The sequence below is a fragment of the Amycolatopsis sp. genome (assembly GCF_036008905.1).
Taxonomy (GTDB): domain Bacteria; phylum Actinomycetota; class Actinomycetes; order Mycobacteriales; family Pseudonocardiaceae; genus Amycolatopsis.
In genome coordinates this window covers 1-17,685 of sequence record NZ_DASYMU010000249.1, presented here as the reverse complement: position 1 = coordinate 17,685, position 17,685 = coordinate 1, and the positions used below count along the sequence as shown (strand labels likewise).

At 68.5% G+C, this 17,685-nt stretch carries 15 protein-coding genes; 9 read left to right on the top strand and 6 right to left on the bottom strand.

Annotated features, from left to right (window positions below; translation table 11 throughout):
• Positions 1–89: 89 nt before the first annotated feature.
• Positions 90–1,790: a bifunctional 3'-5' exonuclease/DNA polymerase gene (locus VGP60_RS39800; RefSeq protein WP_327553403.1), complete on the bottom strand. Its 1,701-nt coding sequence runs from the start codon at positions 1,788–1,790 to the stop codon at positions 90–92.
• 162 nt (positions 1,791–1,952) lie between these two features.
• On the opposite strand from VGP60_RS39800, the gene VGP60_RS39795 reads away from it, so the two are divergent.
• Positions 1,953–3,587 (top strand): acyl-CoA synthetase, encoded by a 1,635-nt coding sequence (locus VGP60_RS39795; RefSeq protein ID WP_327553402.1) that lies wholly within the window; start codon positions 1,953–1,955, stop codon positions 3,585–3,587.
• Here VGP60_RS39795 and VGP60_RS39790 read toward each other — a convergent pair.
• Positions 3,584–4,528, bottom strand: coding sequence for a hypothetical protein (locus VGP60_RS39790; protein ID WP_327553401.1), 945 nt, complete (start codon positions 4,526–4,528; stop codon positions 3,584–3,586). The genes VGP60_RS39795 and VGP60_RS39790 overlap by 4 nt on opposite strands.
• Before the next feature lie 239 nt (positions 4,529–4,767).
• Here VGP60_RS39790 and VGP60_RS39785 point away from each other — a divergent pair, with 239 nt between their 5' ends.
• From VGP60_RS39785 to VGP60_RS39765, 5 genes are all read left to right on the top strand, one after another.
• Positions 4,768–6,000: a S8 family peptidase gene (locus tag VGP60_RS39785; protein ID WP_327553400.1), complete on the top strand. Its 1,233-nt coding sequence runs from the start codon at positions 4,768–4,770 to the stop codon at positions 5,998–6,000.
• Between the two features lie 101 nt (positions 6,001–6,101).
• Positions 6,102–7,175, top strand: a complete 1,074-nt coding sequence (locus VGP60_RS39780) for a phosphotransferase family protein (protein WP_327553399.1) — start codon at positions 6,102–6,104, stop codon at positions 7,173–7,175.
• Complete coding sequence (locus VGP60_RS39775) at positions 7,175–7,834, top strand: histidine phosphatase family protein (protein ID WP_327553398.1); 660 nt, start codon at positions 7,175–7,177, stop codon at positions 7,832–7,834. The genes VGP60_RS39780 and VGP60_RS39775 overlap by 1 nt, the downstream gene beginning before the upstream one ends.
• Before the next feature lie 9 nt (positions 7,835–7,843).
• On the top strand, positions 7,844–8,773 hold the full coding sequence (locus VGP60_RS39770) for an SMP-30/gluconolactonase/LRE family protein (RefSeq protein ID WP_327553397.1): 930 nt from the start codon (positions 7,844–7,846) through the stop codon (positions 8,771–8,773).
• A complete protein-coding gene (locus tag VGP60_RS39765) occupies positions 8,770–10,941 on the top strand; it encodes a heavy metal translocating P-type ATPase (RefSeq protein WP_327553396.1) in 2,172 nt (723 codons plus the stop codon). The genes VGP60_RS39770 and VGP60_RS39765 overlap by 4 nt, the downstream gene beginning before the upstream one ends.
• Positions 10,942–11,020: 79 nt before the next feature.
• On the opposite strand, the gene VGP60_RS39760 is transcribed toward VGP60_RS39765, so the two are convergent.
• From VGP60_RS39760 to VGP60_RS39745, 4 genes are read right to left on the bottom strand one after another with little or no spacing between them, the layout of a single operon-like run.
• Positions 11,021–11,848 carry an enoyl-CoA hydratase family protein gene (locus tag VGP60_RS39760; RefSeq protein ID WP_327553395.1) on the bottom strand — a complete coding sequence of 276 codons (828 nt, stop codon included), beginning with the start codon at positions 11,846–11,848 and terminating at the stop codon, positions 11,021–11,023.
• Positions 11,845–12,537: an SDR family NAD(P)-dependent oxidoreductase gene (locus tag VGP60_RS39755; RefSeq protein ID WP_327553394.1), complete on the bottom strand. Its 693-nt coding sequence runs from the start codon at positions 12,535–12,537 to the stop codon at positions 11,845–11,847. Before VGP60_RS39755 ends, VGP60_RS39760 begins: the two co-directional genes overlap by 4 nt.
• On the bottom strand, positions 12,534–14,054 hold the full coding sequence (locus tag VGP60_RS39750; RefSeq protein WP_327553393.1) for a benzoate-CoA ligase family protein: 1,521 nt from the start codon (positions 14,052–14,054) through the stop codon (positions 12,534–12,536). Before VGP60_RS39750 ends, VGP60_RS39755 begins: the two co-directional genes overlap by 4 nt.
• The gene (locus tag VGP60_RS39745) at positions 14,051–14,830 is read right to left on the bottom strand and encodes a creatininase family protein (protein WP_327553392.1); all 780 of its coding nucleotides are present in this window, start codon (positions 14,828–14,830) and stop codon (positions 14,051–14,053) included. Before VGP60_RS39745 ends, VGP60_RS39750 begins: the two co-directional genes overlap by 4 nt.
• Positions 14,831–14,878: 48 nt before the next feature.
• Here VGP60_RS39745 and VGP60_RS39740 point away from each other — a divergent pair, with 48 nt between their 5' ends.
• The 3 genes from VGP60_RS39740 to VGP60_RS39730 are packed head-to-tail and all read left to right on the top strand — an operon-like array spanning position 14,879 to position 17,651.
• On the top strand, positions 14,879–15,703 hold the full coding sequence (locus tag VGP60_RS39740; protein WP_327553391.1) for a PaaX family transcriptional regulator C-terminal domain-containing protein: 825 nt from the start codon (positions 14,879–14,881) through the stop codon (positions 15,701–15,703).
• Positions 15,700–16,488, top strand: a complete 789-nt coding sequence (locus tag VGP60_RS39735) for a tryptophan 2,3-dioxygenase (protein WP_327553390.1) — start codon at positions 15,700–15,702, stop codon at positions 16,486–16,488. The genes VGP60_RS39740 and VGP60_RS39735 overlap by 4 nt, the downstream gene beginning before the upstream one ends.
• Positions 16,485–17,651, top strand: coding sequence for a kynureninase (locus VGP60_RS39730; RefSeq protein WP_327553389.1), 1,167 nt, complete (start codon positions 16,485–16,487; stop codon positions 17,649–17,651). The genes VGP60_RS39735 and VGP60_RS39730 overlap by 4 nt, the downstream gene beginning before the upstream one ends.
• Positions 17,652–17,685 lie beyond the last annotated feature (34 nt).

Here is a 17,685-nt window from a genome sequence, read left to right as displayed (position 1 = left end):
ACGGACTTAGGACCCGCGTGGCTGGGTTTGGAGGTGTGGCTGGTGGTGACTGGGTTTACGGACTGTGGCCCCGCGTGGCTGGCGCGGGGTTATTTGGCGTCGGCGTAGGAGGTTACGGTGGCGACGTGCATGGGGAAGCGGACTGGGCACGAGGGGCCGAACAGTAGCGCGGCGGTTTCGGCGACGCAGGTGGTTATGCAGGTCGAGACCTCGTCGGCCAGGTCTTCGGGGGAGTGGACCAGCACTTCGTCGTGTTGGAAGAAGACCAGGTGCGCGGGGGCCGGCAGGCGTTGGCGCAGGGTCGCCAGCAGGACGGCGGTGAAGTCGGCGGCGCTGGCCTGGACAACGAAGTTGCGGGTGAAGCGGCCCCAGTTCCGGGAGGCCCGGCGAGCTTTGCCTTCGGAGTCGTCGGAGGCGGCGCCGGTCAGGTTTCGCCAGGCTTCGGAGGGGGCGGGTGACGTTCTGCCCAGGCGTGAGCGGACGCGTTCGCCGCGTTCCCCGGCTTGGGCAGCTCGCTCCACATAGGACACCGCGTCGGGGAAACGTACTCGTAGCAACGCCAACAGTGGGCCTGCCTCGCCGGAGGTGCCGCCGTACATCGCGGACAGCATCGCGATTTTCGCTCGGCCCCGGTCGTCGCGGTCGTCCCAGTGTTTGATCGGGACCGAGTGGCCGCCGGCGAACATCGCGTCGGCGAGGCTGGCGTAGAGATCTGTCGACGAGGCCACTTCGGCTAACCGCCGGTCGCCCGACAACGCGGTGAGGACACGGGGTTCCAGTTGGGCGGCGTCGGCGACGACGAGTTTCCAGCCTGGGTCGGCTCGGACGCAGCCTCGCAGTGTCTTGGGGATCTGCAGGGCGCCGCCGCCTCGGCTGGCCCAGCGGCCCGACACCACGCCGCCGACGATGTAGACCGGCCGGAAGCGGCCGTCGTGGACCCATTCGTCGAGCCACGTCCAGCCGTTCGCCGCGTACAAGCGCGAGAGTTCCTTGTACTCCAGCAAAGGCGGGACCGCGGGGTGGTCGATGTCGCGCAGCAGGTGGGCTCGGGCGGCGGGGACTTCGATGCCGACCCGGGCCAGGGCTCGGATGACGCTGGGTGGGGAGTCCGGGTTGATCGGGCGGCCGCCGAAGGCTTCGCTCACCTGGGCCGCCAGCTCGACGAGTCGCCGTGGGCGTTGGCCGCTGGGCAGGCGCGGGCCGAAGGTGTCGGTGAGCAGCTGGGCGTGCAGGTCCGCGCGCCAGGGGAGACCGTCGGCGGTCATCTCGGCCGCGGCGAGGGCGCTGGCGGATTCGGCGGCGATCAGCAAGCGCATACGGTCCGGGTGTTCGACGGCCGCGGCACGCCGCTCCTGCTCGGCCAGGACGATTTCGGCGGCCTTCACCGCTTCGACGCCGTCGGGCAGGCCGGTGCCGCGGGTGGTTTCGAACAGGGACGGCTGCCGGTCTTCGTGGTGCGCTGGCTCGTCCGGGGGCGGTTCGACGCCGTTCGCCCTGGCCAGCGCCGCCGCGAGGCTTCGCGGCTCCCCATCCCGGCCTTCGTACGAGAGCAACAGCCCCTCGACCAGATTCAGGTCGTGACATCGGCGCAGCCGCAGCCCGGAGCGCAGCAGCATCGGGTACACCTGCTCGACCGCGGAGAACACCCAGCGCGGCCCGCACTCGCGTTCCAGCTCACCGGCGAACGCGGCGAACTCGCCGGGACTCAGCCCGTGCCGGCCACGGCCGCGGTCGCTGGGCACCTCGACGGCGAACGTCCCGTCCGCCTCCTGCCCCACGATCACCCGCACCCGCCCATTGTGCGCCGACCCACCGACAGTTTCGCGCGCCCCGACATGAACGGCCTAATGCGTCCGCCCGGCCCGTCGGATACTGTCGAGCGAGCCCATACCGCCGGTACGTCAAAACCGCCGGTATGACGTTCGAGCCGCAGCAGCAATGGAGGTGCCCGGATGAAGTACCCGTCCAGCGTGTCCGAGATCGCCACCAAGGTGACGGAAACGGTCCGCAGCATCGAGGTGATGCGCCAGGCCGGGTTGGTGCCCTTCCCGCGGCTTGACGAGGGCCTCCGCTCGATCGTCGCCGTCCGCAAGTACGGCCCGTTCGCCGGCGCCGCGCATATCTCCGCCCGTCGCGACTCCCGAGCCGTCGGCCTCGTCGACGAGCTCGGCCCGCTCACCTTCAAACAGCTCGACCTGCGGTCCAACGCACTGGCCAGGGCCTGGTCCGAGCGCGGGATCAAGCCGGGGACGGTCGTCGCCGCGCTGTGCCGTGACCACCGCGGCCTGGTGACGGCGATGCTCGCGGCCGGCAAGCTCGGCGTCCGGCTGCTGCTGATGAACACCGGCTTCGCCAAGCCCCAACTGGCCGACGTCGCCAAGCGCGAACGCGTCACCGCGCTCGTCTACGACCAGGAGTTCACCGGCCTGCTCGACGCCGTCGACGCGGGGATCGACCGTTATCTGTCCTGGGTGGACGACCCCGAAGTCCTGGGCGAGCACAAGGTCCCGGTCCTCGACGAGCTCATCGCGAGCACCGACGACCGGCCCTTCCCCGTACCCGCGAAGCCCGGCGGTTTCGTGCTGCTGACCAGCGGCACCACCGGCACCCCGAAGGGCGCGCCGCGCGAGCACACCTCGCCGCTGGCCTCGGCCCAGTTCCTCGACCGGATCCCGTTGCGCTCCGGCGAATCGACGTTCATGGGCGCGCCGTTGTTCCACGGCACCGGGATCTCCCAGTTCATCTTGTCCTTCGCGCTCGGCTCGAAAGTCGTGGTGCGCCGGAAGTTCAACCCCGAGGAGACTTTGCGCGGGATCGAGGAGCACAAGTGCACCGCGCTGGTGCTGGTGCCGACCATGCTGCAGCGCATCGTCGACCTGCCGAAGGAAACCCTCGAAAAGTACGACACCTCGTCGTTGCGGATCATCTTCGTGGCGGGCTCGGCGCTGTCTCCGGACCTCGGAAACCGGGCCACCGCGGCCTTCGGTGAGGTGGTTCACAATCTCTACGGCTCGACCGAGGTCGCCGTCGCGACCGTCGCCACCCCGGAGGACTGGCGCCAGGCGCCGGGCACGGTCGGGCGCGCGCCCGTCGGCTGCCGGGTCGTGCTCTACGACAACGACAACAACCCAGTCACCGAGCCGAACGAGATCGGCCGCGTGTTCGTCGGCAGCGGGCTGAGCTTCGCCGGCTACACCGACGGCAGGCACAAGGAGATCATCGACGGCCTGCTCTCCAGCGGTGACGTCGGCCACTTCGACGATGACGGCCTGCTGTTCATCGACGGCCGCGACGACGAAATGATCGTTTCCGGCGGTGAGAACGTCTTTCCGATCGAGGTAGAGAACCTGCTCGTCGAGCGCCATGACGTGCTGGAGGCCGCTGTCATCGGCGTCCCGGACGAGGAGTTCGGCGCGCGGCTCAAGGCCTTTGTCGTCCGGTCCGAATCGTCCACTTTGGACGTCGACGGCGTGCGCGAGTACGTCAAGTCGAACTTGGCGCGCTACAAGGTGCCGCGCGAGGTCGTGTTCCTCGACGAACTTCCCCGCAACGCCACCGGAAAAGTCCTCCGGAACAAGCTCAGCTAGGCCCAGTCGATCCCGAACACCCCTGGCCCGAAGTCCAGCGCGACAGCGTGGACGCCGTTGCCCTGGTCCAGCTTCAGTTCGCGGCGGTCCAGCGCGTCATGCGGGCCGGTGCGTGAGTACTGCCAGCAGGTTTCCGGGCTGACGCCTTCGTCGAACCGGACTTCGAGCAGGTACTCGCGCACCGGCCGCCGGAACTCGCGGTAATGGGTGTTGCGGCATTCCGGATACGGCGGCCCGGCGTTGGTCAGCGAGTACTCGATGAGATGCGTCTCGCCGCGGTCGATCGGCTGGTCGAACAGCAGCTCGGCGACCATCAGCCCGTGCTCGGCGTCGATTTCCGCCCGCCCGATCCGGCAGTTGCGGATGGCGTGCAGCGTGGGCGGCCCGGCTTCGGGATCGCCTTGGGCGTAGACCAGCAGCCACCTGTCCTGCCCGTCCGCGCCGGCCTGGAACACCGCGCGGGCGGTGACGGACCGCTGGCCGCCGTCGGGCGCGATGCGGCAGAGGTCGTGCAGCCCGACGAGCTTGAGCTGGTGGTGCAGTTCCAGCGCGTTCGGCGCGCCGACCTTGTCCAGCAACGGCTGGAGCACTTCACGCGGGAAAGTCAGCGGCTGCTCGGCTATCCGGCGTTCCTTCCGGGACGACGCGCCCCGCGGCCGTGGCGGCGGGAGCAGGCCGAGCAGGGCCCCGGAGGACACCGAGAGGATGTCTTCGAGCACCCGGACCGCGGAGATCGAACTTTGCCGTTCCGGCTGGCGTTTTCCCGATTGCCAGTAACTCAGCGCAGTCACGCTGACCGACACCCCGCGTGCCTGCAGCCGCGCCTGGATCCGGTCCAGGCTCAGCCCGCTGGTGGAAATGGCCGATCTGAGCGCGGTGGAAAACGTGTTCTCCCCCGACTCGACGGCGTCGGCGCGGCCTGTCGTGTGTCCCGTCCCCATGTGCTCAGTGACCGCCAGACTCCTCGATTTCGTCCTGAATCATAACGACCAGAACAACATTATCAGTTTCCGGTAACACTCCCTCACCACTGATTACGTCGACCGGCTAGCCCTTTTGGTCCCTGACGGTTGCGCCGAATGGCCTAGTACTGGTAACTGGCAATGATTGCCCATGGGTGTTTGACCGGATTGAGTGACTCACCAGTAACAATCGGTACGGTGCGGATGGAAGGTGGCCCATGGGCAACTCTCGGAGGCTTCGGCGGGGTATGGCGGCAGGCGTCGCGATCGCCGGTGTGACGGCGGTAGTGGGGATGACGGCGGCTCCGGCGCAGGCACAGGAGGGCCAGATTCGCTCGGCCAACACGGCCGATTCGGTTGCTGGCAGCTACATCGTGGTGCTCAAAGGCGGCTCGGTCGGCACGGGCACGATGGCCGCCAACGAGGTGCGGACCAATGTCGCCACGCAGGCCCAGACCCTCGCCGGGAAGTACGGCGCCCAGGTGAACCGCACCTACGGCACGGCACTGACCGGCTTCTCGATCGCCGCGGACGAGGCCGAGGCCAAGCGTCTCGCCGCGGACCCGAACGTCGACTACGTGATGCAGAACCACAAGTTCCACGCCCTCGACACGCAGGAGAACCCGCCGTCGTGGGGGCTTGACCGCGTCGACCAGAAGGACCTCCCGCTCGACAAGAGCTACACGTACTCGACCAAGGCGTCCAACGTCACGGCGTACGTCATCGACACGGGCGTCCTGTCGACGCACGAGACCTTCGGCGGCCGGGTGACCGGTGGCAAGGACTTCATCGACAACGACGACGACCCGACCGACGAGCAGGGCCACGGCACGCATGTCGCCGGCACCATCGGCGGCACCGAGTACGGCCTCGCGAAGGGCGTCAAGATCGTCGGCGTCCGGGTGCTCGACGCCAACGGCAGCGGCACGACCGAAGGTGTCGTCGCCGGGGTCGACTGGGTCGCGGCGAACGCGAGCGGTCCGTCCGTGGCCAACATGAGCCTCGGCGGCAGCCCGGACGCAGCTCTCGACCAGGCCGTCGAAGGCGCCATCGCCAAGGGCGTCACCTTCGGCGTGGCCGCCGGGAACGAGTCGGCCGACGCGAGCACGTCGTCGCCGGCGCGGGTCCCCGCCGCCATCACGGTCGCGGCGAGCGACGAGAGTGACGCGCAGGCCGACTTCTCCAACTTCGGCACGCTCGTCGACCTCTACGCGCCCGGCGTCGGCATCACGTCGTCGTGGGGCTCGGGAGACACCGCCACCAACACGATCAGCGGGACCTCGATGGCCACCCCGCACGTCGTCGGCGCGGCGGCGCTTTACCTGGCCGACCACCCGGACGCCAGCCCGGCGGACGTCGCCTCGGCGCTGACCAGCGCGGCAACCCCGGACAAGATCACCAACCCGTCCTCGGGCACGCCGAACAAGCTGCTCTACACCGGCGCCAGCTGACGCAGCCAGCTCCATGGTCCGATGGCCCGACGTCCCCGGCGTCGGGCCATCGGCTTGCCATCTGTCGACAGATGGCGATCGCAGCCGGGTAGTGTCCGGGCATGACCGGTACTGGCAATACGGACAAGACGGTCGGCGTCCGCGAAGAAGACTGGTTCGACGTCAACGCCGTGCACGAGTGGCTGGCGTCCCGTGTGGACGGTCTCGCCGGGCTCCCCGAAGTCCGGCAGTTTCCGGGCGGGGCCTCGAATCTGACCTACCTGCTGAGCTACCCCGGTCGTGAGCTGATCCTGCGCCGCCCACCGGCCGGGCACAAGGCGGCGTCGGCGCACGACATGCGCCGCGAATTCCGTGTCCAGGCCGCGCTGCAACCGGTGTACCCCTATGTGCCCACGGTTCGCGCGTTCTGCGACGACGCGTCGATCATCGGCGGCGACTTCTACGTCATGGACCGCCTCGACGGCCTGATCCTCCGCCGGGACCTGCCCGAGGGCATGGCACTGACACCGGTGCAGGCCAGGAAGCTGTCGACCACGCTCGTCGACAGGCTCGCCGAACTGCACGAGGTCGACATCGAGGCCGCCGGGCTCACCGACCTCGGCAAGGGCGCGGGGTACGTCGAGCGGCAGGTCCGCGGCTGGACCGAGCGGTACCGCAAGGCCCGCACGGACAACGTCACGGACTTCGCCGAAGTGACCGGCTGGCTGGCCGCCAACCAGCCCGGCGAGGTCAAGATCTGCCTGATCCACAATGACTTCCGGCTCGACAACCTGGTGCTCGACGGATCCGAGACGCTCGACGTCGTCGGCGTGCTCGACTGGGAGATGGCGACGCTCGGCGACCCGCTGATGGAGCTCGGCAGCACGCTCTCGTACTGGGTGCAGGCCGATGACGACGACGTGATGAAGGCCAGCCGCCGCCAGCCCACGCATATCCCGGGGATGCTGACGCGCGACGAGGTCGTCGAGTACTACTCACAGCGCACCGGGTTGAAGATCGACAACTGGACGTTCTACGAGGTGTACGGGCTCTTCCGGCTCGCCGCGGTGCTCCAGCAGATCTACTTCCGGTACCACAACGGCGAAACCACCAACCCCGCGTTCGCCGACTTCTGGCAGTTCGTCGGCTATCTGGACTGGCGCTGCCGCGAGGTCATCAAGAGGGGACAGTCCTGATGGGAGCCATTTACCTCGTCCGGCACGGACAGGCTTCCTTCGGCGCGGCCGACTACGACCTGTTGTCCCCGAACGGGTTCAGCCAGTCCACAGTGGTCGGTGCCGAACTTTCCCGGCGCGAGGCCGTGTTCTCGCAAGCGCGAGTGGGTTCGATGGCCCGGCAGTGGGACACCGCGACTACTGTCCTCAAGGGACTCGGCGGATCGCTGGTGGCCAAGGAAGACCCGCGCTGGAACGAGTACGACCACGTCGACATCGCGACGCATCACGCGGGCGGCGTCGAGCAGGGCGACGACTCGCGGGCCTACCAAGCCGCGCTCGACGGCGCGCTCACGGCGTGGATCACCGCCGGTGCGGAGGGACCGTGTGCCGAGACCTGGCCCGCGTTCCACGCCCGGGTCCGCGGTGCGCTCGAAGAACTGGCAGGCGAGCTGGGCAAGGGCGAGAACGCCGTCGTCTTCACCTCGGGAGGTGTGATCGCGACGTTGTGCGGCATCCTGCTGGGCATCCCCGAGATCGGGCTGGTGAAGCTGAACCGGGTGACCGTCAACGGCGGCATCACGAAACTCGTCTCCGGGCGCGGCGGGCTTACCCTGCTGTCGTTCAACGAACACGGGCATTTCGAGGGCGAGCACTCGTCCCTGCTCACTTACCGCTAGGAGACTCCGGTGCAGTTCGGCGATGTGAAGGTCATCCCGGTCGGCGGGCACGGTCCCGAGGACGTCGTCGTCGACGCCGAAGGCCGGATCTACACCGGGCTCGTGGACGGCCGGATCCTGCGGCTCGGCCCGGACGGCGTCGGCATCGAAACGATCGCGGACACCGGCGGCCGTCCGCTCGGCCTTGAGCTCTACGGCGAAGACCTGCTGGTCTGCGACGCGCACGCCGGTCTGCTCACGGTGTCGCTGCCGGGCGGCAAGATCACCACGCTGGCGACGGAAGGCGCGGGCCTCCCGTTCGTCTTCTGCAACAACGCGGCCGTCGCGGCGGACGGCACGATCTACTTCACTGACTCGTCCCGGCGCTTCCCGATCGAGAAGTGGCGCGACGACCTGATCGAGCAGACCGCCGGCGGCCGGCTGCTGCGGCGCTCGCCCGACGGCACGATCGACCAGCTCGCCGACGGCCTCCAGTTCGCCAACGGCGTCGCGCTGGTCCCGGACGAGTCGTTCGTGGCCGTGGCGGAGACCGGTTCGTGCAAGGTCAGCCGGGTGTGGCTCACCGGCGAGAAGAGCGGGCAACTGGACACGCTGATCGACGGTATGACGGGCTTCCCCGACAACATCTCCACCGGCAGTGACGGGCTGATCTGGATCTCGCAGGCCAGCCCGAAGGTCCCCGCACTCGATTTCGTCCGCAAGCTGCCGTCGCCGCTACGTGCGTTCGTGCGGAACCTGCCGAAGTCCGTGCAGCCGTCGCCAGGGCGTGAAGTCGGCGCGGTGGGAGTGGACGCGACCGGCGCGGTCGTGCGCGAATTGCGGGGCGAGATCGATGGTTGGCAGGTGCTGACGGGTATTCGCGAGCTCGATGGGAAACTGTATTTCGGCAGCTTGGAAGAGCCCGCGATAGCCATCACCACTTTGTCAGGAGCCCGATGACCCCGACGGTCGAGCAGCGGGTCGAGCTGATCGTCGGGGGCATGACCTGTGCGGCGTGCGCGGCCAGGATCGAAAAGAAGCTGAACAAGCTCGACGGCGTCTCCGCGACGGTCAACTACGCCCTTGCCAAGGCGACGGCGTCGGTCCCGGCGGGGACCGACCCCGGCCTGCTCATCGGCACGGTGGAGAAGGCCGGGTACACCGCCGCGCTGGAGAAGCCCGCCGAGGTGGACATGGAATACCGGCTGGGTACGCGGCTGCTGGTATCGGCGCAGCTGGCGTGGCCGGTGGTGCTGGTCGCGATGGTGCCCGCGCTGCAGTTCCCGTATTGGCAGTGGGCCTCGCTGCTGCTCGCGCTGCCGGTGGTGCTCTGGGGCGCGTGGCCGTTCCACCGTGCCGCGTGGACGAACCTGCGGCACGGCGCGTCCACAATGGACACGCTGGTGTCGATGGGGACGATCGCCGCCCTCGGCTGGTCGCTCTACGCGTTGTTCTTCGGCGACGCGGGCATGATCGGCATGACCCACGACTTCAGTTTCACCGGTGGCGGGAGCGAGTCGGTCTACTTCGAAGTCGCCGCCGGGGTGACGACGTTCCTGTTGGCGGGGCGCTATTTCGAGGCGCGGGCCAAGCGGCGAGCGGGTTCGGCGTTGCGGTCGCTGCTTTCGCTGGGGGCGAAGGATGTCGCCGTGCTGCGGGATTCCGGGGAGCATCGCGTGCCGATCGCGGAACTGTCGGCTGGCGAGGAGTTCGTGGTCCGGCCGGGGGAGAAGGTCGCCACCGACGGCGTGATCACGCGCGGCCGGTCCGGTGTGGACACCGCGATGGTGACGGGCGAGTCGGTGCCGGTCGAAGTCGGCGAGGGCGACAGTGTCATCGGCGGCACGGTGAACCTCGGCGGGCGGCTGGTGGTGCGCGCGGCCAAGGTCGGCGGCGACACGCAGCTCGCGCAGATGGCCAGGTTGGTCGAGGCGGCGCAGAGCGGTAAGGCGGACGTCCAGCGGCTCGCGGACCGCGTCGCGTCGGTGTTCGTGCCGGTGGTGTTGGTGCTGGCGGCGCTGACGCTGGCCGCGTGGCTGGTGCTGGGCAACGGCGCCGAGCCCGCTTTCACGGCCGCGGTCGCCGTGCTGATCATCGCCTGCCCGTGCGCGCTGGGCCTGGCGACGCCGACGGCGCTGCTCGTCGGCACCGGGCGGGGCGCGCAGCTGGGCATCCTGATCAAGGGACCGCAGGTGCTGGAGTCGACGCGCCGGATCGACACCGTGGTGCTCGACAAAACCGGCACGGTGACCACCGGGCGGATGACGGTGAAATCGATCCACGGCGACGTGCTGGAGCTCGCGGGCGCGGTCGAGGACGGCTCGGAACACCCGATCGCGCAGGCGATCTCGGCGGCGGCGCGGGAGAAGTTCGGCTCACTGTCCGATGTGGACGATTTCGCGGCGGTGAAAGGTCTTGGCGCTTCGGGGGTTGTCGACGGCAAACAGGTGCTCATCGGCCGGCCCTCGCTGTTCGCGGCTCAGATGTTCCAGGTCTCTGCGGACCTGCTGGAAATGCATGCTGGGGTCGAGCTCGGTGGTTCGACGGCGGTGCTGGTCGGCTGGGACGGCGAGGCGCACGGGGTGATCGGCGTCGGCGACACGGTCAAGCCGTCGGCGCGAGCGGCCGTCGCCGAACTGGTGGCGCTGGGACTTCGGCCGATCCTGCTGACCGGGGACAACGAGACCGTCGCCAGGGCAGTGGCGGCCGAGGTGGGGATCAGCGAGGTCGTCGCCGGGGTCCTTCCGGCGGGGAAGGCCGAGGCCGTCGCGCGGCTGCGGGCCGAGGGGCACGTGGTCGCGATGGTCGGCGACGGTGTCAACGACGCTCCGGCGCTGGCCGGGTCGGACCTCGGGATCGTGATGGGCACGGGCACGGATGTGGCGATCCAGGCCGGGGACCTGACCGTGGTGCGTGACGATCTCAGTGCGGTCCCTGATGCGATCCGGCTGGCGCGTAAGACTTTTTCGACGATTCGCGGGAACCTGGTGTGGGCGTTCGGCTACAACGTCGCCGCACTGCCATTGGCCGCTCTGGGCCTGCTGAACCCGATGATCGCCGGGGCCGCGATGGCCCTCTCGTCCGTCTTCGTCGTCACCAACTCCCTCCGCCTCCGCCGTTTCTCCTAGCTCACCCCGCCATCTGTCGACAGAACGCGATCTCTTAGTTTTTGAGAGATCGCCATCTGTCGACAGATGGCGGAGGGGGTCAGCGGCCGGTCCAGGTGGGCGTGCGGCCCGCGGACCAGGCGGCGTAGAACTCCTGGTGGTCCTTGCTCGTCATGAGCAACGCCTGGGTCATGGCCTCGAGCTCGATCGAGCTGCCGAGGTCCATGTCCTGTTCCCGCGTCAGCAGCACCTTCGTCGTCGAGTACGCCAGTGCCGGGCCGTCGGCCAGTCGACGCGCCAGCGCGGCAGCCGTCGCCGGAAGGTCTTCGTCCTCGACGACCTGCGTCGCCAGTCCGATCGCTTCGGCGCGGGCGGAGTCGACCTTGTCGCCGAGGATCAGCAGTTCCGTCGCCCGCCCGAGTCCGACCAAGCGTGGCAACAGGTACGCCGAGCCCATGTCCGCCCCGGCCAGCCCGACCTTCGTGAACAGGAACGCGAACTTCGCCGAGCGCGCGAGCAGCCGGAAGTCGCTGGCCAGCGCGATCACCGAACCGGCCCCGGCGGCGATGCCGTTGACCGCGGCGATCACCGGCAGCGGGCACTCGCGCAGCGCCTTCACCACGGCACCGGTCATCCGCGTGAACTCGAGGAGCTCTTTGGTCTCCATCTTCTGCAGCTCGCCGATGATCTCCTCGACGTCACCGCCCGAGCAGAACCCGCGGCCCTCGCCGGTCAGCACCAGCACCCGCGCGTCCCCGCGATGCGGCAGCTCCGCGAGCAGGTCCCGCAGGTCGGCGTAGACGTCGAACGTCAGCGCGTTGAGCTTCTCCGGACGGTTCAACGTCACTGTCGCGACGCCGTCGGTCACGTCGAAGTCGAAGTGCTCCCACTGGTCCGTGAAGCCGGGCGATGCGCGGAACGTGCTCATGACTGGATTCCACCTCCGTCGAGGACAAGTGTTTGACCATTGATCGCGCCCGCTTCCGCGGCGGCGAAAAACGCCACCGCGAACGCGACTTCTTCGGGTTCCAGTAGTCGGCCCAGCGGCGAAGCGGCGGCGAGTGCGGCTTCCGCCCCGGCTTCGTCGAGTTTCGTGGTCTCGCTGATCCGGGCCACCGACCGCGCTGTCATGTCGGTGCGCACGAACGCGGGGCAGACGGCGTTCGCGGTGACGCCGGTGCCCGCGACCTCCGCCGCGACAGCCCGCATCAGCCCGACCGCCGCGTGCTTCGACGCCGTGTAGCCCGAGGTGTAGCGGTAGCCGACGCGGCCGGCCGTCGACGCGACAGTGACGATCCGGCCGGAACCGCGTTCGCGCATTCCGGGCAACACCGCGCGGGTGCACAGGAACGCGCCGGTCGCGTTGACGTCGAGCTGCGTCTGCCAATCGGCCAGCGTGGTGCGCGCTGTCGGGGCGCTCGTGGAGATCCCGGCGTTGTTGACCAGCACGTCGACCGGTCCGGCGTCGGCGAAGTACGCCGCCACGGCAGCCTCGTCGGTGATGTCGCATTCGGCGCGGCCAGGCGCTAGCACGCGGTCGCCCGCGGCCTTGAAGCGTGCCGCCACGGCGGCGCCGATTCCGCGCGTACCGCCGGTCACCACCACCAGCCTGCTCATTCGCCCGCCTGCGTGCGCAGGGCCCGGCGATCGAGCTTTCCGTTGGTGGTACGGGGGAGTTCGGTCACGAAGGACACCTCTCGGGGGTACTTGTGACCCGCCAGCCGGGCGCGGGCGAAGTCCTGCAACGCCTGCGCGTCAACGGAAGCTCCTTCTCGCACGACGACGTACGCCCGCGGCAGCACGAGTCCGTCGACCTCGCGGCCCAGTACCGCGCAGTCGGTCACGTCGGGATGGCCGAGCAGGCAGTCCTCGATCTCACTCGGCGCGACGAACACCCCGCCGACCTTGAGCAGATCGTCCGCGCGGCCGTGATGATGGAAGAAGCCTGCGGTGTCGCGGCTGAACAAATCGCCACTGCGGAGGGTCTCGCCGTGGAATGTCCGAGCGGATTTCTCGGCGTCGCCCCGGTATTCGAGGGCGATCGTCGGGCCGGTGACCTCCAGCGTGCCGATCTCGCCGTCGGGGAGTTCGGTGTCGGTCTCGTCGAGAATCCTTGCCTGGTAACCGGGAACGGCTTTGCCCAGACTTCCGCGCCGCACCTCGCCAGGCCGGTTCGACAGGTAGATGTGGTACGCCTCGGACGAGCCGATACCGTCGACCACTTCGACACCGAACAGCTCATCCCATTTGCGATGCAACTCCGACGGTAAGGCCTCGCCTGCGGACGTACAGAGTCGCAGCGAGCTCAGATCCTGTTGTGCCGCTTCGGGATGCGCGATCATCGCGCTCATCATGGTGGGCACGTTCACCAGGATCGTCGGCCGGTAGCGCGTAATCAGCTCGAACATCAACCCGGCCGTGCTGCGCTCCCCGAACGCGATCCCCGCACCGCCGACCCCGAACGGAAATAGCGCCACCAAGTCACGGGCGTAACCGAAGAACAGCTTCGGCACCGCCAGAACCCGGTCGTCCGCCTGGATTCCGAGCACACCCTGGGCGTACCGCTCGAAGCTCTCAAGGGGACTGCGCGCGGTGTGGACGCAGGCCTTGGGCGCGCCCGTGCTCCCGGTGGTGAACTTCCAGATCGCGACGTCGTCGAGCGTTGTCGGCGCCGCTTCGAGTTCACTGGGCGCGGTGCCGACGAGCGTGTCGAAATGGTGTTCGCCCGGCCGTAGTTCGGCCGCGGGCACGCCGGTGACGAGCAGGTTCGTCGCTCCGGCCTCGCGCAGCGCGGGCAGGGTGACGGCGTCGGCTATGACGAGCGAGGCCTCGGTGTACGCGAGGTAGTAGGCGTAATCCTTGGGCTGCAGGAAGGTGTACACCTCGGCGGTGACGGCACCGATCTTCTGCGCGGCGTACCAGCTCGCGACGAAGTCGAGCCCGTCGCTCATCGCGAGCAGCACCATCTGTCCACTTCGGACACCCAGTTCGCGGAGCGCGTTGCCGACCCGGTTGACGAGCGCGGCCAGATCCGCGTAGCTGACGGACTGCCCCTCGTACCACAACGCCGTGTTCAGGCCACGGCCTTCGTCGAGGTTGCGGTCCACGAAATGGGTCGCGATATTGAACCTCAAGGCTGACTCCCGAGCTCACGGATCGCTTCGACCAGCATGTCCGTCAACGTCTCGAAAGTCGCTGCGCCTTCTTCGGCCGTCGCCTCTGCCGGAGCGCCGCAGTACGCGCGATCCATGCCCATCGACGGGAAATCGGCCAAGCCGTCCCGCATCGCCGTCGGCATGTCGACGGCGAGCCGGGGCAGTTCGCGCATGGTCTCCACGTCGACCAGAGAAGGGTTTTCGGCCAGTACCAACGATGTCTCGTAGCGCCCGGCGTGGCATTCCCCGGCCTGGAACTCGGCCGTGAGTCGTTGCGCGTGCTTGCGGCGTACGAGGTCGAGATGGCCGATCCGCTTACCCCGCAACGTTTCCAGTGTCTCCACCGCGCGGCGAAGAGTGGCGGAATGCTCGGGCTCGAAGTGATTGTTGACCAGGAGTACGCGGGGGAGCCCCTGGTCGATCAACGCCGTGGCGATGTCGACGATCAGCGCGTGCAGCGTCTCCTCGCCGATATGAACACTGCCGGGAAAGGCGGCCGCGTACCGCGTGACGCCGTAGGGCAACGCGGGCAAGATCAGGACCCGGACTTGTTCGTCCTCCGCGAGCCGGGCGGCCGCGCGTTCGCACATCCCTTGGGAGATCAGCGGATCCGTGCCGAGCGGCGCGTGTGGACCATGTGGCTCAATGGCGCCGACCGGAAGCAGCAACACCGGCACCCTGCCGCCGTGAGCCCCGCCTTTAATCTCACGCAGCGCGGCGACCTGCGGAGAACTGAGATCGGCGAAATAGGTCACAAGATTTAAGCTACACCGCAGCGGACTCATGTGTATAGAGTTGCTGATATGGACGACCGCTTCGAGCCGACACCACAGGAACTGGTGATGACATTGCTCGGCAGCCACGTCCATCCGCGCGAAACCCGGCAGGTCTGGTCCGGCGGGCTGGTCGCCTTGCTGGCCGAGCTCGGTTTCTCCGACGGAGCCGCCCGCATCGCGCTGGCCAGGCTCGCCCACCGCGACCTGCTCGCCCGGCACAAGCGCGGTCGCCTGGTCCACTACACGCTCACGAGTCGCACGGTCGCCGTGCTCGAAGACGGCGACCGGCGGATCTTCTCGCTCGGCAGGGAGGCCAGGCCGGCCGGTGACTGGACCGTGCTCTGGCAGAACGTGCCCGAAGCCCGGCGTCAGGCGCGGGAGCGGCTCGTCCGGCGGCTGAGGTTCCTCGGGTTCGGCTCGATCCAGGACGGCACCTGGCTCGCTCCCCACAACCGGGAGGGCGAGGTGGTGGCGCTGCTCAAAGAGCTCGACGTCACCGAGTACGCCGGGCTGATGCTCGGGCAGCCGTCGGGTTCGCTCGACGTCCGCGCGTTCGCCGGGCGGGCGTGGGACCTGGACGGGCTCGCGCGGCGCTATGCCACCTTCGTGGCCGAGTACGAGGGCTACGTCCCCGAGCCGGGCCGGGAGAAACTGGACGATCCGGGCGCGTTCTGGTTGCGTACCCGGCTCGTGCACACGTTCCGGCAGTTCCCGCTGCTCGACCCGGAGCTGCCGGGCGAGCTCATCCCCGCGCCCGCCAAGCGCGCGGACGCGGTCAGGCTGTTCCATGATCTGTACGCGGCGCTCGCACCCGCGGCGCAGCGCCACTTCGACAAGGTGACAGGACCATGAGCGACACAGATACCCAGATGGCGCTGAGCTACACGTCTTATTTGGCGCTCGATGATCTGCTGGCCGCCCAGCGACCGAGGTCGGACGAGCACGACGAGCTGCTGTTCATCGTGATCCACCAGGTGTACGAGCTGTGGTTCAAGCAGATCCTGCACGAAGCGCTGTACCTGCAGGAACACCTGGCCGCCGGGCACACCGCGCACGCCATCCGCACGCTGCGCCGGATCCTGACCGTGCTCAAGGTCGTGGTCGCGCAGATCGACGTCCTCGAAACGATGACGCCGAGCCAGTTCACCAGCTTCCGCGCCCGGCTGGACGCGTCGAGCGGTTTCCAGTCGGCCCAGTTCCGTGAGCTGGAGGCCGTGTTGGGGCGTCGTGACGAGCGCGTTTTCGCGCACTACCCCGAGGGTGGCGAAGCGCGGCAGCGGATCGCGGACGCCATGTCGAGGCCGTCGCTGTTCGACTCTTACATCGGGTACCTCGCGGTGAGCGGGTACCCGGTGCCGACCGGGCGTGACGTCACCAAGCCGCTCGAGCCGTCGCCCGCGTTGCAGGAGGTACTGCTTCAGGTCTATCGCGACGACTCCGGCCAGTCGATGGTCGCCGAGCACCTCGTCGACTTCGACGAAGGCATGCAGGAATGGCGCTACCGGCACGTGAAGATGGTCGAACGCACGATCGGCGACAAGTCAGGCACCGGCGGCTCGTCCGGCGCGGGGTACCTGAGGAGCACCCTGTTCGCGCCGATGTTCCCCGACCTCTGGGCCGTGCGGAGTCAGCTGTGACCAACCCGCTCGCGAACCACTATTCGCGCTTCCAGGTGGCCGAGAGACTGCTGCTCACCGGCCACTCGCACCAGGCGTGGCCGGACGTCGCCGCCGAGGGACTCACCGAGGCCTTCGACGACGCCGCCCGTGACGTCGACGTCAAATGGGACGCCGCGTTCGCCAAGGCCGACCAGGTCCGCGCCGGCTTCCGGACCTTCCTGCACGACCCGCGCGGTGAACTCGCGCTGGGCGCGAGCACACATGACCTCGTCATCCGGGTTCTGTCCTGTTTGGACTTTCGCAAGCGGCCGAAGATCGTGACCACAGATGGCGAATTCCACACGCTCCGCCGTCAACTGGCCAGGCTGGGCGAAGAAGGTATCGAAGTCGTCCGTGTTCCCGTTGCGCCGGTCGAGACGCTCGCCGAGCGCATCGCGGGCCAGATCGACGACCGGACGGGCGCGGTTTTCGTTTCCCACGTGCTGTTCGAGACCTCGCGGATCGTGCCGGGCCTCAACTTCCTTGCCGCCGCTTGTCTTTCGCGCGAGGTCGAGCTGACCGTCGACGCCTACCACGCGCTGGGTGTCGTCCCGTTCGTGTTGCACGACCTGGGTTTGACCAACGCCTGGGTGCTCGGCGGCGGGTACAAGTACCTGCAATTGGGCGAGGGCAACTGTTTCCTGCGGATGCCCGCGCACGCGCAGGAACGCCGCCCGGTCGTCACCGGCTGGTACGCCGAATTCGGCGCGCTCGCCGACGAACGCCGTCCGGACCAGGTGGCCTACGCCCACGGCGCGGACAGGTTCGCCGGTGCCACCTACGATCCGACCAGCCACTACCGCGGCGCGAAGGTCGTCCAGTTCTTCGCCGCCGAGGGTTTGACACCGGAGTTCCTGCGTGAGGTCTCGTTGCGCCAGGTCGGTTTGCTCGCGGAGTGCTTCGACGACCTGGGCCTGCCGGACGACATCGTCACGCGGGACAGGGAAACCCCGCGCACCGAGTTCGGCGGGTTCCTTTCCTTGCGCTGCAAGGACGCCGGTGCGCTGCAGGCGGCGCTGTCCGAGCGCGGAGTGCGCACGGACAGTCGCGGTGAGTACCTGCGCTTCGGCCCCGCGCCCTACCTGTCCGACGACCAGCTGCGAGCCGCGATAACCGCCCTCGGTGAGGTCGCCAAACCCTGACCACCGTATTACCCCAAAGCGGCGGTGGGGGCGC